The sequence below is a fragment of the Pedobacter jeongneungensis genome (assembly GCF_039538295.1).
Classification (GTDB): domain Bacteria; phylum Bacteroidota; class Bacteroidia; order Sphingobacteriales; family Sphingobacteriaceae; genus Pedobacter; species Pedobacter jeongneungensis.
Genome location: NZ_BAABBY010000017.1, coordinates 43,139 through 63,907, shown reverse-complemented (window position 1 = coordinate 63,907; position 20,769 = coordinate 43,139). Strand labels below are relative to the sequence as shown.

Below are 20,769 nucleotides of genomic sequence, written 5' to 3'. Positions count from 1 at the left end.
ATTTAATTTTAATTTGCATGCCATTAATCACTGGTTAAATATTAATGTTTCAAATATAGTTATTATTTAGTCTTTCCTTAAAAAAGGCTTGAAGGAGAAATTTTTAAAAATTCCTGCCATGGCAAGCCACCTGCACCTACCAGAAGCATTTTATCAGGCTTATATATCTTATTAAATGCATCCATGCCTGAGGTTTTGCTTATAAAGCCGGTACTTTTAACTTCAATGCCGACCACTTTGCCTCTTTTTTCTAAAACAAAATCTACCTCATCATTCCGGTGTCGCCAATAAAATACCTTATAGTCCTCAACAAAAGAAGAATTTAAAAGATGTGCGCCTATCGAAGATTCGACCATCCTGCCCCATTCTGCGGGCAGCTTTTTTATTTCTCCGAAAAACTCATTTCTTTGAGCACTCACTAAAGCGTTATTATGCACCTGGAATTTTGGGCTGGAAGACCGTTTGCGAATTACATCAGCTGCATATTTCTCTATACCACCAAGCAAGCCTGCAGTATCCAGTAATTCCATATAATGAGATAAGGTAGTGGTATTGCCTGCATCTGAAAGCTGACCAACTATTTTGGTGTAGGAAAGGATCTGACCGGAATACAAGCACCCAAGCTCAAATAAACGTTTCATTAAGGCAGGTTTATCCACACGCGTAAGCATTAAAATATCTTTAGAAATACTGGTTTCGATCAAGGCATTTAAAACGTAGCTTTTCCATCTCTCCTCATCCCCGATTAATCCTGCAGAACCCGGATAACCACCAAACCAAACATACTGTTCTGCAGTAAAACCGAAAGCGCTTTCCATTTCGGCAAAACTCCAATGCCCTAAATAAGTTAATTCGAACCTTCCTGCCAACGATTCCGTTAATCCCTGCTGAATTAATAATCTTGATGAACCTAACAGGATGACCTTTATGTTTACACCATTGCGCATGTCTTCATCCCAGAGGCGTTTTACAATTTCGCTCCAGTTATCTATTTTCTGAATCTCATCAATAACTAAAATGTATTCATTAGTACCAGGTTCTTTCATCAATTCCCTGGTATTGTACCATATTTGTTCAATCCAGGTTCTATCAGAAGCTACAACGGCATCAGCAGACTCAAATATGCATGGCGTAGCTAAATCTTTTACCAATTGGCTTAATAATGTTGTTTTACCAACCTGCCGGGGGCCAACAAGTACCTGAATAAACCTTTTTGGTTCGTTCATTACCTTTATAAGTTTTTGAAAATGAGATCTTTGAAACATAATATACAATTTACTCAATAAACTGAGTAAAATTACTCAATGTAATAAGTAAATCCTAATTTAATTATCCTTAACTCGATTTATTAAGCTAAATAAGCCAGTTATTATCGCGGTAATTACTTAAATATTTTTATATAAACATCTATATAACAACACATTAAACACATAATTACAATTTACTCAGTAAGATGAGTAAAATTACTCAATGATTGTAAATAGTTAAAGAATGTTAAATACAGTCAATTCAATTAAACCACAATCCGGTGGCCTAGTCTATTAACTAAACACACAAGAAACCTTAATTAAAAAGTTATGAAAAAGTTAGTTTTATTTGCCGCAGTACTGATGGTTTCATTATTCGGCATCAAAAATGCGAAAGCACAGGTTAGCTTAAATATCAATATTGGTTCGCAACCCGTTTGGGGGCCAACAGGTTATGATCATGTAGATTATTATTATTTCCCTGATATAGATGCTTATTATTATGTACCATCTGGCCAATACATTTATTCGAACGGTGGCGGTTGGGTTTGGACAAACAGTTTACCTGCCCAATATAGGAACTTTGATTTATACCGCGCTTATAAAGTGGTAATCAATGAGCCTAAACCCTATTTACGAAATAATATCTATGTAACCAGATATAGCAAATATAAAAACTATGGTGGCCGTCAAACCATTATCAGAGATAGTCGCGATAGTAAATATTTTGTTGTAAAAGGACATCCGAATTATAACCAAAGACCTGCAAGAAATGTTACTGTTATCAATAACCGCCCGAACCGTGTAGTACAAAAGAATGTAACAAGACCAGCCCAAAATAATGGCCGTTCTCAATTTAAAAATGGTCACGATAATCGTCCAGAGAGAAACCGTGAAGAAGGCCGTGGTAACGAGCGCCACTAGTAATAATATTTGGTTTTGATTAGGGAGTGCCGTGTGGTGCTCCCTTTTTTCATATCTCTGTTACAATAGAAGTTTTGGCACAGCGTTTGAATTACTGAAGTACACACAAATAAAATGGATTATTATGAAAAAGTTATTTATCATTTCCGCGATTTTAGGTATCGTGGCTTTAACATCTAATCAATCTAACGCTCAGGTAAGTATTAATTTAAATATTGGCGCACAACCTGCATGGGTTCCGGCAGGCTATCAAAGCGTTGATTATTATTATCTGCCGGAAGTACAATCTTACTATTATGTTCCGCAAAGACAATTTGTTTATTTAAATGGAAACAGGTGGACACGTTCGAGGTATTTACCTGCAAGATATAGAGGGTATGATTTGCACCATGGACGAAAAATTGTAATGTATGGCAACAATCCTTACCGCCATTACAATACACACAGGGTTACTTATGCCAGCCGCACCAATTACTACCGATCATCATATGGTGGTGGAGACAGGATCAGATACCGCGCACCAAGAAACAATTACAGATCTTATCATGTTGATAACAGGCACCACGACAGAAGGGTAAATTCAAGTTTATTCTCCAGAGGACACCGGGAAAAACATGGCAGACATTAAAATAAAAAAAGAGGCTTTAGGGCCTCTTTTTTATTTCCTGATGATTATTGTTGTTGAGGAATAAAGCTTTCTGCTTTTTCAAGCACAACTTTTAATCCTGCCGGATTTTTACCTCCTGCTGTTGCATAGAACGGCTGACCACCTCCACCGCCCTGAATTTCTTTGCCCAATTCGCGGACAATGTTTGAAGCATTTAATCCTTTTTTAACCAAATGGTCAGAAAGCATTACCGTGATTCCTGGTTTACCATCAATTTCAGTAGTAAAAACCAGAAAAAGGTTATCAATCATATCTTTTAAAGAGAAAGCCAGGTTTTTAACGGCTTCGGCACTTTGTAAATCGATATGTTTGGCAATCAGGTTAATTCCGTTGATCCCCCTTACATGGTGAACAATTTCATGTTTCAAGGTATTTACACGCTCTATTGTCGATTTTTCGATTTCCTTTTTCAGTTTTGCGTTTTCATCCAATAAAGCCTGAACAGACGCTGATAAATCTTTGCTACCGTTTAATAATGCTTTTAAATGCCCTAATTCTTTTCTCTGATCTAAGAAAAACTGCTCTGCTTTATCAGCAGTAATGGCTTCAATACGACGCACACCTGCAGCTACTGCACTTTCTGAAACAATTTTGAAAGAACCGATCTGCCCGGTCGCTTTTACGTGTGTGCCGCCGCAAAGTTCTTTTGAGAAATGATCGTCAAAAGTAATCATGCGCACAAAATCACCATATTTTTCACCAAATAAAGCTGTTACACCACTTTCAATAGCATCCTGATAAGGAACGTTACGTTGTTCCTTTAACTTAATGTTCTGGCGGATTTTCTGATTTACGATCACTTCGATCTGAGCCAGCTCTTCATCAGTTACTTTCGCGAAATGAGAAAAATCAAAACGTAAATAATCAGCATTAACCAAAGATCCTTTCTGATTAACATGTTTTCCTAAAACCTGTTTAAGGGCTGCATGCAATAAGTGAGTAGCCGAGTGGTTATCTTCTGTTAAAACACGTTTATCTTCATCTACAACAGCCCAAAATTTACCTTCCAGATTATCAGGTAGTATATCTGCAAAATGAACAGTTAGTCCGTTTTCTTTCTTGGTATCAGTAATATCAACCCAAAACTGACGGCTATGGTCTTCTAAACGGCCGGTATCTCCTACCTGACCACCACTTTCAGCATAAAAAGGTGTCTGGCGAAGTACAATCTGATATTGCTCTTTTCCTTTCGCTTTTACTTTACGGTATTTTAGAATCTCCGTTTCAATTTCAAGGTCATCATAACCTACAAATTCGCTCTGATCTTCTGCATTTACTACGATCCAATCACCTGTATCTATGGCTGTTGCAGCGCGGCTATCGTCTTTTTGTTTTTTCAAAGCTTGCTCGTAACCAATCAAGTCAACGCTCCAGCCTTTTTCTCTTGCCATTAATTCAGTTAAATCAATAGGAAAACCAAAAGTATCTGATAATTCGAAAGCAAATCCGCCTTCAACTACATTATTGGAAGCCTGATATTTTTCAAAACGCTGAATTCCTGTAGATAAAGTCCTTAAAAACGAAACTTCTTCTTCCAGAACCACTTTCTGAACGAAATCCTGTTGCGAAATCAATTCATCAAAAACACCTTTAAATTGCTCTGCCAATAAAGGAACCAATTGATTTAAAAACGGCTCTTTAAAGTTTAAGAAAGTATAAGCATAACGTACGGCACGACGTAAAATCCTACGGATTACATAACCAGCTTTATTATTTGATGGCAACTGTCCATCGGCAATTACGAATGAAATCGCACGGATATGATCGGCCATTACACGCATGGCAATGTCTGTTTTCTCGTCGGCACCATATTTTATTCCTGCTTTATCAGAAATAAACTGGATCATTGGCTGAAAAACGTCAGTATCGTAGTTGGATGTTTTCTCCTGTAAAACACGTACCAAACGCTCAAAACCCATACCAGTATCAACATGTTTGGCCGGTAAACTTTGCAGTGAACCATCTTTTAAACGATTAAACTGCATAAATACGTTGTTCCAGATTTCGATCACCTGCGGATGATCGGCATTTACCAGAGTAGCGCCATCAACCAATGCTTTTTCTTCGTCAGTGCGGCAATCTACATGGATTTCAGAACAAGGTCCGCATGGTCCGGTATCGCCCATTTCCCAAAAATTATCTTTTTTATTTCCGGGTAAAATATGGCTTTCATCTACATATTGTTTCCAAAGGTCATAAGCTTCCTGGTCTTTTTCCAGACCTTCTTTTTCATCTCCCTCGAAATAAGTAACATATAACTTTTCTTTCGGGATTTTATAAACCTCGGTCAATAATTCCCAGCTCCAGGCAATGGCTTCTTTTTTAAAATAATCGCCAAAACTCCAGTTGCCCAGCATTTCGAACATGGTGTGGTGATAGGTATCGATCCCTACTTCTTCCAGGTCGTTATGTTTACCAGAAACGCGCAAACAGCGTTGAGTATCCGCAACACGAGAATATTTTATGGCGGCCTCTCCTAAAAACAAATCTTTAAATTGGTTCATACCCGCATTGGTAAACATCAATGTCGGGTCGTTTTTAACCACAATCGGTGCTGAAGGAACAACATGATGCTGTTTCGATTCAAAAAAACTAAGGAATGCCTGTCTAATCTCTTTTGCTGTCATTTCAATATTATTGGAGGCAACAAAATTAAAATTTTATTGCGTTAATAAGGAAAAATCGAGCTACATTTGAATACTTTAATTAATCGATATAAAACACTCATAATCAAGCACAAGTTATGCCGTATAAAGAAAGAGACATTAATAAAATGTATTATACCATGGGCGAGGTGACTGAAATGTTTAATGTAAACGCATCCCAAATCCGTTTTTACGAAAAAGAATTCGATATTCTTCAGCCTAAGAAAAACAAAAAAGGCAACCGTCTTTTTACCCCGGAAGATATAGAAAACCTAAAGATTATCTTCAATCTGGTTGATGAAAAGGGTTTCACTTTAAAAGGTGCAAAAGAATACCTGAAAAACAATAAATCGGACGTGAAAGAGAACCAGAAAATTATCGATTCACTGGAAAAACTGAAAGTTTTTTTAGTTAAACTCGCCGAAGAACTTTAATCTGCATACCGCAAACTGCTTTTTAATCCTACAATACTGTATTTTTATAATTATTTATTTTGTAGTATTTAAAATATATTTCTACATTAGTTTTAATTAATCAACCATCACCCTATTTTCTTTAACTGGCTTAATCTCCGCTTATGAAAATATGGTATCTGCTGTTGATCGATTTATCTTTCAACTATTTTTCTCTCCAGAATAATCTGTCGACTAGTTTTACACCAGTCAGCAATAGCTGTTTGGTTGTTATTAATGTCTGGTTTTTACAATCCAATCCTGCTATTTATGCTTGCTAGGATCTTAATTATCGCTTTTGTGATGATGGGATTCATTGCAAATGCACAACAGAGCAACGAAACAGAAATAGATATCCGCGATATTCTGGAAAGTGTTACCGAAAGCCTGCCGGATGATTACGATATGACTGAGCTGGTTGATGTGCTAATGAGGTATCGTAAACATCCGATCGACCTTAACCACACCTCTCCGGAAGAATTAAAGAGTCTGGTTTTTCTTTCTCCATTGCAGGTTAGTAACTTTTTCTCTTACGTTAAAGAAAACGGACAATTTGCAGATGTGCTGGAGTTACAAAGCATTGATGGTTTTGATGTTAAAACGGTTCAGAATTTATTACCTTTTGTAGCGGTTAATGTTCTACCGGAGTACCAGCAGCTTAATTTTAAAAACATTTATAATCTTGGCGAAAATGACCTGATGATGCGCTATGCACAGAACTTAGAAAAGCAAAAAGGCTTTACCGATTTGCCCGGAAACCGATATTTGGGTACCCCGGAAAGGTTTCAGACACGTTATCGTTTTAATTATAGTACTATACTTTCTGCTGGCCTCACAATGGATAAGGATGCCGGTGAAAAATTTTTCAGCAAGCCTTTTGATTTTTACTCCGGTAATGTAGCCTTGTTTAAATTAGGCAGGATTAAAAAACTTGTTGTTGGCGATTATACTTTACAATTCGGACAAGGTTTAACTTTGTGGTCGGGCTTCTCTTTTGGTAAAGGACCGGATGTAACCAGCGTAGCCAAAAAGGATTTGGGTTTAAGGCCATACAATTCTACCAACGAATATTCTTTTTTCAGAGGAGTATCGGCAACCGTTAATCTTTTCAAAAATATAGACATTACCCCATTTGTTTCTTTTAGAAATCTTGATGCAAGCCAGAAAACCGATAAGGAAGGAAATCTGGTTCAATCGACCATCAATCAAACCGGCTTGCACCGAACACCTTCCGAAATAAAAAATAAAAATGTTTTAAGTCAGCAATTATACGGAGCTGTTCTCCAATATACCAAAAATGAATTTGGTCTTGGCGCAGTTGCTTACCAAAGTACTTATGGAAATGATTTTGTGGTACAAACTGCTGCTTACGATAAATACAGTTTTACCGGCAAATCATTAACCAATTTAGGGTTGTTTTATAATTATACTTATAAAAACATGTACCTCTATGGCGAGGCGGCCAAAGGTGCCCGCGGTGGCGTTGCTTATATTAACGGTGTACTCGTTAGTTTATCCAAAGCGGTTTCTGCTGCCCTAACCTATCGCGATTATGCCAAAGATTACCATAATTTCTTTAATCAGGCGGTATCCGAATCCAGCGAAGCTGTTAACGAAAAAGGCTTGTATATCGGCGTAAATGTTAATCCAAATAAACAGTGGGCAATTTCAATGTATGGTGATTTTTTTAAGTTTCCTTGGTTAAAATACCGCGTGGATGAACCATCAAAAGGTTACGAAGCATTAGGACAGGTTGTTTATACCCCGGATAAAACCTTTAAAATTTTAGCGCGCTTTAAAACAGAAAAAAAACAACAGAATACCGACCTGGATGTACCCATTAATTTTTTAGATGATGTAAACAAACAAGGATACCGGATTGAAGTAAACTGGTTGCTCAACAAGAATTGGAGCTTTCAAAATCGTGCTGAAGTTTCTCAATATAAAAAGGGAAATGCAAATACAGAATTTGGTTACCTCATTTATCAGGACGTTGATTATTCTCCCATGTTCTCGAAAATTACCGGCAATGTGAGGTTTTCTTATTTCAATACACCAAGTTACAACAGCAGGATATATGCCTATGAAGATGATGTATTATATAGTTTTAGTTTTGGTATGTATAGCGGAAAGGGTTTCAGGACTTATCTAAACCTGAAATACAATTTGGCTAAAAAGTTAAATATCTGGATGCGGTATGGGTTGTTTATTTACCAGGATGTTGAAACAGTAGGTACTTACCTGGATGAGATTAAGGGTAATAAGAAATCGGAAATTAAAGTTCAGGTGCGCTACCAATTTTAAAGAATGTTTAAAGCTGAATACGTTTTTGTAAGGATATTATTCCCTTTTCTGATTGGGACAGGTATTTTTTATATCTTTCCCTCAAAAGTGTGCCTGCAATTTCTTTCCGTTGTAGTTTTACTAAATTTTCTGTGCATTCTGTGTTTAAATATTTGCTATGAAAGGCTGAATATTTATCGCTATAAAGGAACAATTGGTGTTTTGCTGTATCTATTTTTCTTTAACCTTGGCGGCTTACTTTGTTTATTAAATAACCAAACCCTAAAAAATGATTATTTTGGAAACAGCAATTATACTTCTTTAAAAATCTGGGTAAAAGATGAACCACAGCAAAATGGTAATATACTGCGGTTTAAGGCAAAAGTAATTACCGGCTATCAAAAAGATAAGCAGGTTAGGTTGTCAGGCCAATTGCTGGTGGCTCTAAGATTAGATAGCCTAAAACCAATCCAACTAAAATATGGCGATGAAATCATCATCTCTGCAAAATATACGGAAATAGAGCCGCCATATAATCCGGCCGAATTTGATTTTAAGGCCTGGCTCTCGCATCAGAATATTTACCACCAGGCTTTTATTGATCAGGCGCACCTCATTAAAACCAACAATAACATAGGCAATCCAGTTATAAAACATGCCTTAATCCTGAGGGAAAAACAGGTGAAAAAATACCGGAATTTAATTAGAAGCAACGAGGCTTTTGCAGTGGCTTCTACCTTAATTTTGGGTTATCGGGGCGATTTAAGTAAAGAAACTTTATCATCATATACCAAAACCGGCACTATACATGCTTTATCAGTTTCAGGGGCACATGTTGCTATTATTTATGTGGTGTTAGATTTTATGCTGATGTTTCTGAACAGGAATCGTTCATTAAAAATCGTCAAATTGATACTGATCTGCACTTTGATATGGGGCTATGCACTGCTAACAGGCTTATCTCCTTCTGTTGTGCGCTCGGCCATTATGATTAGTATTTTAATTACAGCAAAAGTTTTATCCAAAAATACCAATAGTTATAATATTTTGGCGTTCTCTGCATTTTGCCAATTGCTTTATGATCCCTTTTTAATTTGGGACGTTGGCTTCCAGCTCTCCTATATTGCTGTTTTCGGTTTGGTTTATCTTCAGCCAAAAATTTATAACCTGCTCTATATTAAACATAAATGGACAGATAAATTATGGAGTTTTATTGCCATGTCGTTAGCAGCGCAAATTGTCACTTTTCCTTTAAGCATTTATTATTTCCATCAATTTCCACTTTATTTTCTTTTTGGTAATCTTTTTATCACGATACCATTGGTGCTGATGATGTACCTTGGGATTGCTGTTTTGGTTCCATGGTTTAGTTTTTTAGCGCCAGTTTTCGAGTGGATCATTAACTTTACCAATTCAGTATTGAAATGGATCGCTGACTTGCCATATGCTACTTTTTCATCAATATGGATTAATCTGCCCGAATTTATTTTATTGAGTTTTGCACTTGGCTTGTTTATATATGGCCTGGCAAATTTCAACAAGCGCTTTATATTTTCATCACTCCTTATTTTCGCCGGCTATCAGGTATTGGTTGCCTATGATGACCTGGCTGCATTTCATCAACAAAAGATTATTTTCTTTTCGTTAAGGAAAAACTATGCGGCTGCCTTTATCACAGGAAAAGAAAGCATTCTGGTTACCGATTTAAAAATTACGGATAAAAATTATGACTTTTTTGTAAAACCGGCACTCACACAGCTACAAATAAATAACATCAGTTTTATTAATTTAAAGAAAGATACGGTGCTTAAGAATTTTGTGTTGAGAAACCATCAGCTTGTATTTCATCATTATAAGCTATTAGTGGCTGATGAATGTCTAAATTATAAAAAAATGAGTGGAAACGGTGTGTTTTCCATCTGGATTAGCGGCAATACAAGATTTAAGTTAGAAAGGTTAGCGCCTGAAATAAAATATAAAAACCTTATCATTGATGCTACCAATAAGGATTATAAGATTGAGATTCTTAAAAAAACTGCAGAGAATAATCATTTAGATTTTCATATTTTAAAGAAAAATAAAGCATATTTGGTGCAACTAACCTAATAATATGGAAAATCTGGTTTTATATCAGGTTGCAGAAAGAATTGCAACCTTAACCATTAACCGGCCTGAAAAAAGAAATGCCCTAAATCCTCAGCTCATTTCAGCTTTAACAGCTGCATTTATCCGTGCGGCAGAAGATGACCTGGTTAAGGTAGTTATTTTAAATGCGAATGGCGATTTGTTTAGTGCCGGTGCCGATTTAGGCTACCTGCAACAGTTGCAACACAATACCTTTGAAGAAAATGTTGCTGATTCCAATCATCTAAAAAAACTGTTTACCACCATTTATTACCTGCCAAAAGTAGTTATAGCACAGGTTGAAGGACATGCCATTGCCGGTGGTTGCGGTTTGGCAACAATCTGCGACATTGTTTTTGCAACCCCCGAAAGTAATTTTGGTTATACTGAGGTTAAAATAGGTTTTGTGCCAGCCATTGTTTCCTGCTTTTTAAAACAAAAGGTTAGCGAATCGGTTGCTAAAGAAATCTTATTGACCGGAAAAACCTTCTCTGCTGAGCAGGCACTTAAATATAATTTGATAAATTTTGTAACAAATTCATCCGAAATTCATCAAAACGTAAGAGAATTTGCATTAAGTTTGTGTAGCGGGAGTTCTGGCAATTCGTTAATGGTTACAAAACAATTGATTACGCAAACCACCAATCCCCTGCTTGAAAAATGCCTGGAAACTGCGGTACAGATTAATGCCCGTGTACGGGAGAGTGAAGATTTTAAAAAAGGAATTTCTTCATTTTTAAACAAAGAAAAAATTAACTGGTAAATAACTAAACTGAAATAAAAAACATGTTAAAATCAATCAAAACAAGCGTTGTTGCTTTAATCTTAGTAAGTAGCGCCGTTATCGCCCATGCGCAAAAGAAAATAGCTGAAGGTACAATTACCTATGGCCTGGCGTATAAATTAACTGAAGAACAAAAAGCTGCAATGGGCGGACAAGAACCACCTGCAGAATTGAAAGTTAAATTTAATAATGGTTTAACCAAAATCGAAATGGAACAAGGTCCTGCTTTAATCGGTATTGTTTCTGATAACAATGAAAGAACAGGTTTGCTTTTAATCGATGTTCCGGTTGCACAAAAACAGTTTGCAGTAAAACAAACTAAAGCTGATATTGAAAAAGCAATGGGCGCTATCCCTAAATATTCTGATTTCAAAGCTACAGGCGAAAAACAAACTATTGGTGGTTTTAGTGCTGAAAAATATTCTTATAAAGATGATAAAGGTGCAATGCTTGAATTATGGGCTACAAAAGATGTTGAATTACCAAACGTTGGTTCTCAAAACTATTTCCCTGGTTTAGCTGCTTTTCCTGTAAAATATACATTGGTTCAAAGAGGTGTAGAAACTACTACTACCCTAAAATCGGTTGTTGAAGGTAAAGTTGGTGCCATTTCGAAAGAAGTACCAACAGGTTACGAAGTAGTAACAATGGAAGATTTAGCAAAAATGCAAGGTGGTGGTGAATAATTAACCAAATCCTGCTAATTAATGGCTTTTTAACTGCCGGCTTTTTATTTAAATTAGCCGAAAAGTTAAAAAGCTTTTTTTATGCCCCACATTATATATGATTAAAAACTTATTATTCAGATTATCAATTGCCTGCATCGCTTTATGTACGTTAATTGATGCAAAAGCCCAAAGTATCAACTGGGCAAAAGATGGTAACTCTTACTACCAGATTGCAAGCGGAGAAATTATCTCGGTTACGCTTCCAAAAAGCGACAAAAAAACAATTATTTCCAGAGCGTTATTAACGCCAGCAGGAAAAAATAATGCCATTGCGGTAAGAAGTTTCCAGTTATCTGACGATGGTACAAAAGCTTTAATCTACACCAACAGTAAAAAAGTTTGGCGTTATGATACCCGTGGCGATTATTGGCTGGCTGATTTAACGGCTAACAAGATTACCCAAATCGGGAAAGATAAACCGGCATCATCTTTAATGTTTGCAAAATTATCGCCCGATGGAAGTAAAGTAGCTTATGTAAGCAAACACAATTTATATGTAGAAAATATTGATGGAACGGGTGCTAAAGCTTTAACTACCGATGGTACCGATCGTCTGATTAACGGTACTTTTGATTGGGTTTACGAAGAAGAATTTGATTGTCGTGATGGTTTTAGATGGAGTCCTGACGGGAAATCTATTGCTTACTGGCAAATTGATGCAAGCAAGATTAAAAACTTTTTGATGATCAACAATACGGATTCGATTTATCCTTATACCATTCCGGTAGAATATCCAAAAGTAGGCGAAAATCCTTCTGTTTGCAAGGTTGGTGTGGTTGATGTTGCATCTGCCAAAACAAACTGGTTAAATGTTCCGGGCGATAATATCCAGCATTACATTCCACGTATGCAGTGGGTGCCAAACAGCAATAACATTATTTTACAACAGCTTAACCGCGAGCAGAACGAAAGCAAAGTATTTATCTGCAATGCTAGTACAGGTGATGCAAAAGCCATCTACACTGAAAAAGCAAAAGCATGGATCGATCCGCAGGATGAATGGAAATGGTTAAACGACAATAAAGAATTTACCATTGTATCAGACAAAGATGGCTGGAACCATTTGTACAGAATTAGCATTGACGGAAAAAAAGAAACTTTGGTTACAAAAGGCAATTACGATGTAATTGATGTGAAATTAATCGATGTAAAAAACAATACGGTTTATTTCCTTGCCTCGCCAACCAATGCCACGCAGAAATATCTTTTTAAAACAAAGTTGGATGGAAAAGGAAAATTAGAACAGGTTACCCCTTCTATCCTTCCTGGTACTCATAATTATGATATTTCTCCTAATGCTGCATTTGCCCGCCATACTTATAACAGTTCGATTGTAAGACCAATTACTGAATGGATGAATTTCACCACAGGCAATCCGTTTACTATGGATGGAAGTATTACTACACAACTATCAAAACAGGAAGCCCCTAAAAATAAGGTTGAGTTTTTCAAAGTAACCACTGAAGATGGCATTGAAATGGACGGCTGGATGAAAAAACCTGATAATTTTAATCCTGCTAAAAAATATCCTGTTGTATTTTATGTTTATGGTGAGCCAGCTTCGCCAACGGCATCAGATACTTATGGTGCCGGAAAAAACTTCTTATATGCCGGCGATATGGCCAAAGATGGTTATATCTATATATCAATGGATAACAGAGGTGCACCGGTGCCGAAAGGAAGCGCTTGGCGTAAAAGTATTTACAAAAATATTGGTGTAATCAATATCCGCGATCAGGCCATGGCTGCTAAAAAACTATTGGCTACCAATGCCTTTATGGATAAAGACCGTGTAGCAGTTTGGGGCTGGAGCGGTGGTGGTTCATCAACCTTAAACCTGATGTTCCAATATCCTGAAATCTATAAAACAGGTATTGCCATTGCGGCGGTTGGTAACCAGTTAACTTACGATAATGTTTATCAGGAACGTTATATGGGTACGCCTTTCCCTAGTAAAGAAGCTTATGTTAAAGGTTCTCCTATTACTTATGCTAAAAACCTGAAAGGTAATTTATTGTATATTCATGGTACCGGCGATGATAACGTACATTATCAAAATGCCGAAATGCTGATTAACGAACTAATTAAAAACAGAAAAGTTTTTCAGTTAATGAGTTACCCTAACCGTACACACAGTATTTCAGAAGGTGAAGGAACAAGCGAGCACCTTTCGCTAACCTACACCAAGTTTTTAAAAGAAAACTGCCCTCCGGGAGCAAGGTAGAAAATTTTAAAAGCAGCTTTCGGGCTGCTTTTTTTATGCGATAAAACTTTGGTTATATATATATGATAACCTTCGTGTTAAAGTTAAGCACTATGGTTTCAAAACCAATCCCTGAAACCATTGTTTACTAGCTATGGCATTAATCGAATTTACCAAAAGAGGCATTTATTGTAAACAGGGCGATTTTTATGTAGACCCCTGGTGGCCTGTAGATTATGCCGTAACCACACATGGACATAGCGATCACGTGCGGTTTGGAAATAAATATTACCTCTGCCATACTTTAACAAAGCCCATTATCAAACGCAGGATTAGCGAGGATTTAAATGTTGAGACATTAGAATACGGAGAAAGTATTGTTCGTAACGGTGTAAATATTTCTTTTTTCCCTGCAGGGCACATTATTGGTTCTGCACAGGTACGTTTAGAATATAAAGGCGAAATCTGCGTAATATCGGGCGATTATAAAATTGAAGATGATGGGATCACCGTACCATTTGAACCCGTAAAATGCCATTCCTTTGTTTCCGAAAGCACTTTTGGCCTGCCAGTTTACAAATGGCAAAAACAGGAGATTGTTTTTAACGGAATCCGGAATTGGGTAAATGATAACATTAATCAACAGAAAACCAGCGTATTAATTGCCTATAGTTTGGGCAAAGCACAGCGTTTAATTAAAAACCTAGCCGGCGATATTCCTATTTATGTACATAACAGTATTGCTAACCTGAACGAAGTAATTATAGAAGCAGGTGTAAACCTTCCAAAAACGATTAGGATTACCCCTGAAACCACTAAAGATGATTTGCAGAAAGGAATAGTAATTGTGCCGCCCGCGATGCGCGATAGCCGCTGGATCAAGAATTTATCACATCCTGTTACCGGAATATGCTCTGGCTGGATGCAGGTTCGGGCGCACCGCCGCTGGCAAAGTGCCGATGCCGGTTTTGCATTAAGTGATCATGCAGATTGGCCTGGATTGATGGAAGCCATTACCGCAACAGGTGCAGAAAAAGTTTATGTTACGCATGGTTTTACTGCGGCTTTTAGTCGTTTTTTAAATGATGAAGGTATAGAAGCCGCAGAAGTTTTAACCAAGTTTGGTCAGGAAGATGATGAAGAAAACAAGGTGGATTTAGCTGAGCAAAACGAAAATAAATAATATGAAACGTTTTGCAAAATTGATCCAGCAGCTCGAACTGAGCAATAAAACCAATGATAAAATTGCGGCATTGGTTGATTATTTTAATCATGCTGATGATAAAGATAAAGTATGGGTGATTGCCTTATTTACTGGTAAAAAACCTAAAAGGCCTATTAAATCAGCCTTACTTAAATATTGGGCGATTGACATTACCGAAACGCCTGAATGGTTATTTGCCGAAAGTTATTCTAATGTTGGCGATTTAAGCGAAACCATCGCTTTATTATTACCACCAGCTGAAAATACGTCGGATTTTCAATTGCATACCTGGATTGAAGAATTGCACGATCTGGAAGGCAAAGATGATGAAACTAAGAAAGATTTTATTTTAAATGCCTGGAACAAACTCGAAACACAGGAACGTTTTATATTTAACAAACTAATTTCGGGTAATTTCAGGATCGGTGTTTCCAATAAAATGCTCGTAAATGCATTGGCCAAACAAAGCAGTTTAGATAGTGCCCAGATTATGCACAGCATTATGGGTAAATGGAATCCTTACGAGATTACCTTTCACGAACTGATTAATGGCATCCATGTAAATACCGATAACTCCTGGCCTTACCCTTTTTGCCTGGCCTATGCTTTAGAACAGGAACCCGAAAAACTGGGCGATATTTCTGAATGGCAGGCCGAATGGAAATGGGATGGCATCCGCGGGCAGATTGTAAAACGTAACGGCGAACTTTTTATCTGGAGCCGTGGCGAAGAACTGGTGACGGAACAGTTTCCTGAACTGCATTTTATGATTGATGTATTGCCTGACGGCGTGGTTTTAGATGGCGAAATTTTGGCGGTACAGGATAAACAGGTTTTATCATTCAGCACCCTGCAACAACGTTTAAATCGTAAAACGATTAATAAAAAACAGCTGGAAGATGCGCCTATCGGATTTTTTGTTTACGATATCCTGGAATATGAAGCGAAAGATTTCAGGGAAGAACCTTTAAGCGTAAGGCGAAAAATACTCGAGAAGTTAATTGGTGGACTGGATGAAAGTCCGGTGATTATTTCTCCGGTAATCAGTTGTAATACGTGGGAAGAACTGGCCGAATTAAGGCAAACTTCACGTTCGATCAATAGCGAAGGGATTATGCTTAAAAAACTGAGTTCGCATTACCATAGTGGCAGAAAGCGCGGAGATTGGTGGAAATGGAAAATCAATCCCTACACTGTTGATGCGGTAATGATTTATGCTCAAAAAGGAAGCGGTAGAAGGGCCAATTTCTTTACTGATTATACTTTTGCTGTTCGTGATGGAGAAAACCTGGTAACGATTGCAAAAGCCTATTCGGGTTTAACAGACAAGGAAATTAAAGAAGTGAACAGTTTTGTAACCCGCAATGCGATCGAAAAGTTTGGCCCTGTACGCACGGTAAAACCTGAACTGGTTTTCGAAATTGCATTTGAAGGAATTGCGGAGAGTAAACGGCATAAAGCAGGATTAGCTTTACGTTTTCCGCGTATATTGCGGTGGCGGAAGGATAAAAAAGCAGATGAAATTAATACGCTGGAAGATTTAAGGCAGTTGCTGCAATCAACTTTATAATGAGACCATGGTCTGTGAGCACACAGACCATTATGATCATAACTAAAAGATTTCGGTCTGTATGGGCACAAACTGAGGGAGATTTAATAGAATAGTTAGCCTACGTAGGTTTGCCTTGCTATTTTAAACCCGACAGCAGCGATACCCTTTTTTGTTTAAGGATAATCAGTTTTATCGTTGATTACAAAAAAGGTTTAGCGTATGGCGGGACTGAAGCAACCGAAGGATTACTGGTATTGCTTTTCAAAAAAAACAAAACTCATAAATATAAAACCAATAGGGAAATACATTAGGCATGGACCAAACCAAAACCAAAGGTTATAAAAAGATAAAAAGCTGGCTAAAAACCAATAAACGCAGGCCTTTTCAATTTCAGGAAGATGCCTGGCAATATTATCTTAATGGCTACAGCGGTTTGGTTAATGCACCCACAGGCTTCGGAAAAACCTTTTCGTTATTTTTAGCGGTGGTAATTGAAGCTTTAAATGCATCAGAAGCCAGTAATAAAAAAGCAAAAGACCGTTTACAGTTGATCTGGATTACCCCGCTCCGCTCTTTAGCAAAAGACATTGCAAGGGCCATGCGCGAAACTTTATTGGAACTGGAACTGGATTGGCACGTGGGGGTCCGCAACGGCGATACCTCGCAGGCAGAAAAAGTACAGCAAAAAAAATCGATGCCCGAAATTTTGTTGATTACCCCGGAGAGCCTGCACCTGTTGCTGGCACAAAAGGGTTCTTCTACCCTGTTCCGGAATCTTAAATGCATTGTGGCTGATGAATGGCATGAACTTTTAGGGAGTAAACGCGGGGTTTTGGTTGAGCTGGCGGTATCGCGGATTAAAGGTTTACAAAAATTAGAGAAAAACCAGTTTTTAAGGATCTGGGGGATTTCTGCTACTATTGGCAATATTGACGAGGCTTTGGATGTGCTCGAACCTAATTTAGAAGCCAAACGTATCATTGTTAAAGCTGATTTAGAAAAGAAAATTGTAATTAAATCCATTATACCCGATGATATTGAGACCCTGCCCTGGGCAGGGCATTTAGGTTTAAAGCTGGCTTACAAACTTTTGCCGATTATTGAAAAGAGCAAAACCACTTTAATTTTCATCAATACCCGCGGACAATCGGAAATGTGGTACCAGCACTTGCTGAATATCGAACCTGAACTGGCCGGGCGCATTGCCATACACCACGGATCGATAGATTTTGAACTCCGGAACTGGATTGAAGACGCTTTACATACGGGACAACTTAAAGCCGTAATTGCCACTTCGTCGCTGGATTTGGGTGTAGATTTTAAGCCGGTTGATACTGTGGTGCAGGTGGGATCTCCGAAGGGTGTCGCCAGGTTTTTGCAGAGAGCAGGCCGTTCTGGCCACTCCCCTCACGAAAACTCCAAAATATATTTCCTGCCTACCCATGCGCTTGAACTGGTAGAAGCCGCGGCTATTAAAGAAGCGGCTAAAACCAACAATATAGAAAGCCGTGAGCCTTTTATTATGGTGTTTGATACATTGGTGCAATACCTGGTTACATTGGCTATAGGCGACGGATTTGACGATAAAATCATCTACGAAGAAATTAAAAACACCCACGCTTTCAAACTCATTCTCCCTGAAGAATGGACCTGGGTAATGCAATTTATTACTTCGGGGGGCGATAGTTTAAGTGCTTACACGGAATTTAAAAAGGTAGTGAAAGAGGACGGGCTTTGGAAAGTAAAAAGCCGGCAACTGGCCATGCGCCACCGTTTACACATCGGGACTATTGTAAGTGATGCGATGCTGAAAGTTAAATTTATTTCAGGGGGCTACGTTGGTATGGTGGAAGAATATTTTGTTACCCGTTTAAAAGCAGGAGATAATTTCCGCCTGGCAGGCCGGGTTTTAGAATTTATCCAGGTGAAAGATATGACGGTTGTAGTAAGGGTAAGCAAACAAAAAAATGCCATTTCCCCTAGCTGGAACGGTGGCCGACTACCCTTATCTTCCAATTTAGGTTCTGTATTGCGGAAGAAATACAATGAGGCGCTTGATAAAACCCATCAGGATGAGGAACTGGATTCTGTTTACCCGCTGTTTTTATTGCAGGAAAAACGTTCTCACGTGCCAAGAAATGATGAATTACTAATTGAGCTGATAAATAACAAAGAAGGTTTTCATTTATTTGCCTATCCGTTTGAAGGGCGTTTGGTGCATGAGGTTTTAGCCGCTTTGGTTGCTTATCGCTTAAGTAAATTGCTGCCCATCAGTTTTTCGATCGCCATGAACGATTATGGTTTCGAATTGTTAAGTGAAACGGAAATCCCTATGGATGAATCGATTGCTTACGAAGTTTTTTCCCCTAAAAATTTAACGGAAGATATTACGTTAAGTATTAACTCCACTGAAATGGCAAGGCGTAAATTCAGGGATATTGCGTGTATTTCGGGATTGGTTTTTCAGGGTTACCCGGGTAAATATGTCGCAAATAAACATCTCCAGTCATCTGCAGGTTTGTTTTTTAATGTTTTTAGCGATTACGACAAACATAATTTACTTTTGCGTCAGGCATACGATGAGGTTTTTTATCAGCAACTGGAAGAACCCCGCTTGGCAGCCGCTTTAGAAAGGATCCAGAATGGAGCAGTTATCATTACCAATCCGAAAAGTTTTACGCCGCTCTCTTTTCCGATTAAGGTAGATAGTTTACGCGAAAATATGAGTTCGGAAGAGTTGGAGCAACGGATTGCCAGGATGAAAGCGGAATCAGAGAAAATTAAATAGATACATGATCTTGTGCCCGGTCGGGAATTAAAAGACTTTCCGACAAGCTCAGGATGACAATTAGCATAAAATAAATGACCATTACAAGCCAGGGTGAAGAACTGATTTTAGATAAAGAAAGGGCTATATTTTTACCAAAACATCAACTTTTAGCCATTAGCGACCTGCATTTAGGCAAATCGGCACATTTCAGGCAGGCAGGTTTACAGGTACCTGCAACCATTACCCAAACTGATTTACAGCGCTTAAGCTTGTTAATTAAACAATATAATCCTAAAACATTGCTGATTAATGGTGATATGTTTCACCACGGCTTAAATACTGATATTGACGAATTTGCTGAATGGAGAAAACACTATCAGCAACTGAATTTCTTATTGGTTAAAGGGAATCACGATCGCCTGTCTCATGCCAATTATGCGGCAATGGACATCGAAATACACGAACCCAGCTATTGCCTAGGTCCATTCTGTTTTATACATGATGCGCCAAATTGTACTGAAGAAGAATTATACCCTATCAGCGGACACATCCATCCAGGCGTTACCATTGTTGGAAAAGCAAAACAACGGTTAAAATTTCCCTGCTTTTATTTTGGTAAGGAATATGCAGTATTACCTGCTTTTAGCTTATTTACCGGGCTCTATAATATTTATCCCAAAGCAAGCGAGCGTATATTCGCAGTTACGCCAAAAGTCGTAGTAGAGGTTTAAGATTAAGCATGGGCATCAATCACCTGTTTCAACTGCGATGCCTGTAAAACACCACTTTGCCTCCAAACCTGTACTCCGTTTTTGAAAAGGATTAAGGTAGGAACGCTCTGTACATTGAACGAAGAAGCGGCAGGTTGATTCTTATCGATGTCAACTTTAAGGATGGAAACCGAATCGCCAACTTGTGATTTTAGCTGTTCTAAGATCGGTTTCATCATTTTACACGGTCCGCACCACTCTGCAAAAAAATCAACCAGTACAGGTTTGTCGCCATTAATTAAATCTGAAAACTTAGCCATGATATTTGTCTTTATTTAGAAACAAAGATAAACCGGATTGGTTTTTAATGAAAATTCGTCATTACGAACGGAATAAAAGGCAATGGGGAATCTATAATAGATCTCTCCATTTCGCTGTGCTTCAGTCGAGATGACGAATAAATTAAATAATTCTTC

The 20,769-nt window shown here is 37.9% G+C and carries 15 protein-coding genes; 12 read left to right on the top strand and 3 right to left on the bottom strand.

The window, feature by feature from the left end:
- Positions 1–77: 77 nt before the first annotated feature.
- Positions 78–1,226 (bottom strand): ATP-binding protein, encoded by a 1,149-nt coding sequence (locus ABD769_RS23815; protein ID WP_344853872.1) that lies wholly within the window; start codon positions 1,224–1,226, stop codon positions 78–80.
- 351 nt (positions 1,227–1,577) lie between these two features.
- On the opposite strand from ABD769_RS23815, the gene ABD769_RS23810 reads away from it, so the two are divergent.
- Together ABD769_RS23810 and ABD769_RS23805 are read left to right on the top strand one after the other, a co-directional pair.
- Positions 1,578–2,171, top strand: a complete 594-nt coding sequence (locus ABD769_RS23810) for a hypothetical protein (protein ID WP_344853871.1) — start codon at positions 1,578–1,580, stop codon at positions 2,169–2,171.
- A gap of 124 nt (positions 2,172–2,295) precedes the next feature.
- Positions 2,296–2,799, top strand: a complete 504-nt coding sequence (locus ABD769_RS23805; protein ID WP_344853870.1) for a hypothetical protein — start codon at positions 2,296–2,298, stop codon at positions 2,797–2,799.
- Positions 2,800–2,843: 44 nt separating this feature from the next.
- Here the strand turns inward: ABD769_RS23805 and alaS are convergent, their stop codons facing one another.
- On the bottom strand, positions 2,844–5,465 hold the full coding sequence (gene alaS, locus ABD769_RS23800; RefSeq protein ID WP_344853869.1) for an alanine--tRNA ligase: 2,622 nt from the start codon (positions 5,463–5,465) through the stop codon (positions 2,844–2,846).
- Positions 5,466–5,581: 116 nt separating this feature from the next.
- Here alaS and ABD769_RS23795 point away from each other — a divergent pair, with 116 nt between their 5' ends.
- The 10 genes from ABD769_RS23795 to pdeM all read left to right on the top strand — a co-directional run bounded on the left by ABD769_RS23795 (position 5,582) and on the right by pdeM (position 20,314).
- Complete coding sequence (locus tag ABD769_RS23795) at positions 5,582–5,917, top strand: MerR family transcriptional regulator (protein ID WP_344853868.1); 336 nt, start codon at positions 5,582–5,584, stop codon at positions 5,915–5,917.
- A gap of 288 nt (positions 5,918–6,205) precedes the next feature.
- On the top strand, positions 6,206–8,239 hold the full coding sequence (locus ABD769_RS23790; RefSeq protein WP_344853867.1) for a helix-hairpin-helix domain-containing protein: 2,034 nt from the start codon (positions 6,206–6,208) through the stop codon (positions 8,237–8,239).
- Between the two features lie 3 nt (positions 8,240–8,242).
- Positions 8,243–10,324 (top strand): ComEC/Rec2 family competence protein, encoded by a 2,082-nt coding sequence (locus ABD769_RS23785; RefSeq protein WP_344853866.1) that lies wholly within the window; start codon positions 8,243–8,245, stop codon positions 10,322–10,324.
- A gap of 4 nt (positions 10,325–10,328) precedes the next feature.
- The gene (locus ABD769_RS23780) at positions 10,329–11,105 is read left to right on the top strand and encodes an enoyl-CoA hydratase/isomerase family protein (protein ID WP_344853865.1); all 777 of its coding nucleotides are present in this window, start codon (positions 10,329–10,331) and stop codon (positions 11,103–11,105) included.
- A gap of 23 nt (positions 11,106–11,128) precedes the next feature.
- On the top strand, positions 11,129–11,812 hold the full coding sequence (locus tag ABD769_RS23775) for a hypothetical protein (protein ID WP_344853864.1): 684 nt from the start codon (positions 11,129–11,131) through the stop codon (positions 11,810–11,812).
- A gap of 97 nt (positions 11,813–11,909) precedes the next feature.
- Entirely contained in the window at positions 11,910–14,078 is a 2,169-nt protein-coding gene (locus ABD769_RS23770; RefSeq protein ID WP_344853863.1) for a S9 family peptidase, read from the top strand.
- 133 nt (positions 14,079–14,211) lie between these two features.
- Positions 14,212–15,240, top strand: a complete 1,029-nt coding sequence (locus tag ABD769_RS23765; RefSeq protein WP_344853862.1) for a ligase-associated DNA damage response exonuclease — start codon at positions 14,212–14,214, stop codon at positions 15,238–15,240.
- A 1-nt stretch (position 15,241) separates the two neighbouring features.
- Entirely contained in the window at positions 15,242–16,831 is a 1,590-nt protein-coding gene (locus ABD769_RS23760) for an ATP-dependent DNA ligase (protein ID WP_344853861.1), read from the top strand.
- 295 nt (positions 16,832–17,126) lie between these two features.
- Positions 17,127–19,601: a ligase-associated DNA damage response DEXH box helicase gene (locus ABD769_RS23755; RefSeq protein WP_344853860.1), complete on the top strand. Its 2,475-nt coding sequence runs from the start codon at positions 17,127–17,129 to the stop codon at positions 19,599–19,601.
- A gap of 74 nt (positions 19,602–19,675) precedes the next feature.
- Positions 19,676–20,314, top strand: a complete 639-nt coding sequence (pdeM, locus tag ABD769_RS23750; protein ID WP_344853859.1) for a ligase-associated DNA damage response endonuclease PdeM — start codon at positions 19,676–19,678, stop codon at positions 20,312–20,314.
- A gap of 2 nt (positions 20,315–20,316) precedes the next feature.
- Here pdeM and trxA read toward each other — a convergent pair whose 3' ends face one another.
- On the bottom strand, positions 20,317–20,613 hold the full coding sequence (trxA, locus tag ABD769_RS23745) for a thioredoxin (protein WP_344853858.1): 297 nt from the start codon (positions 20,611–20,613) through the stop codon (positions 20,317–20,319).
- Between the last annotated feature and the right edge of the window lie 156 nt (positions 20,614–20,769).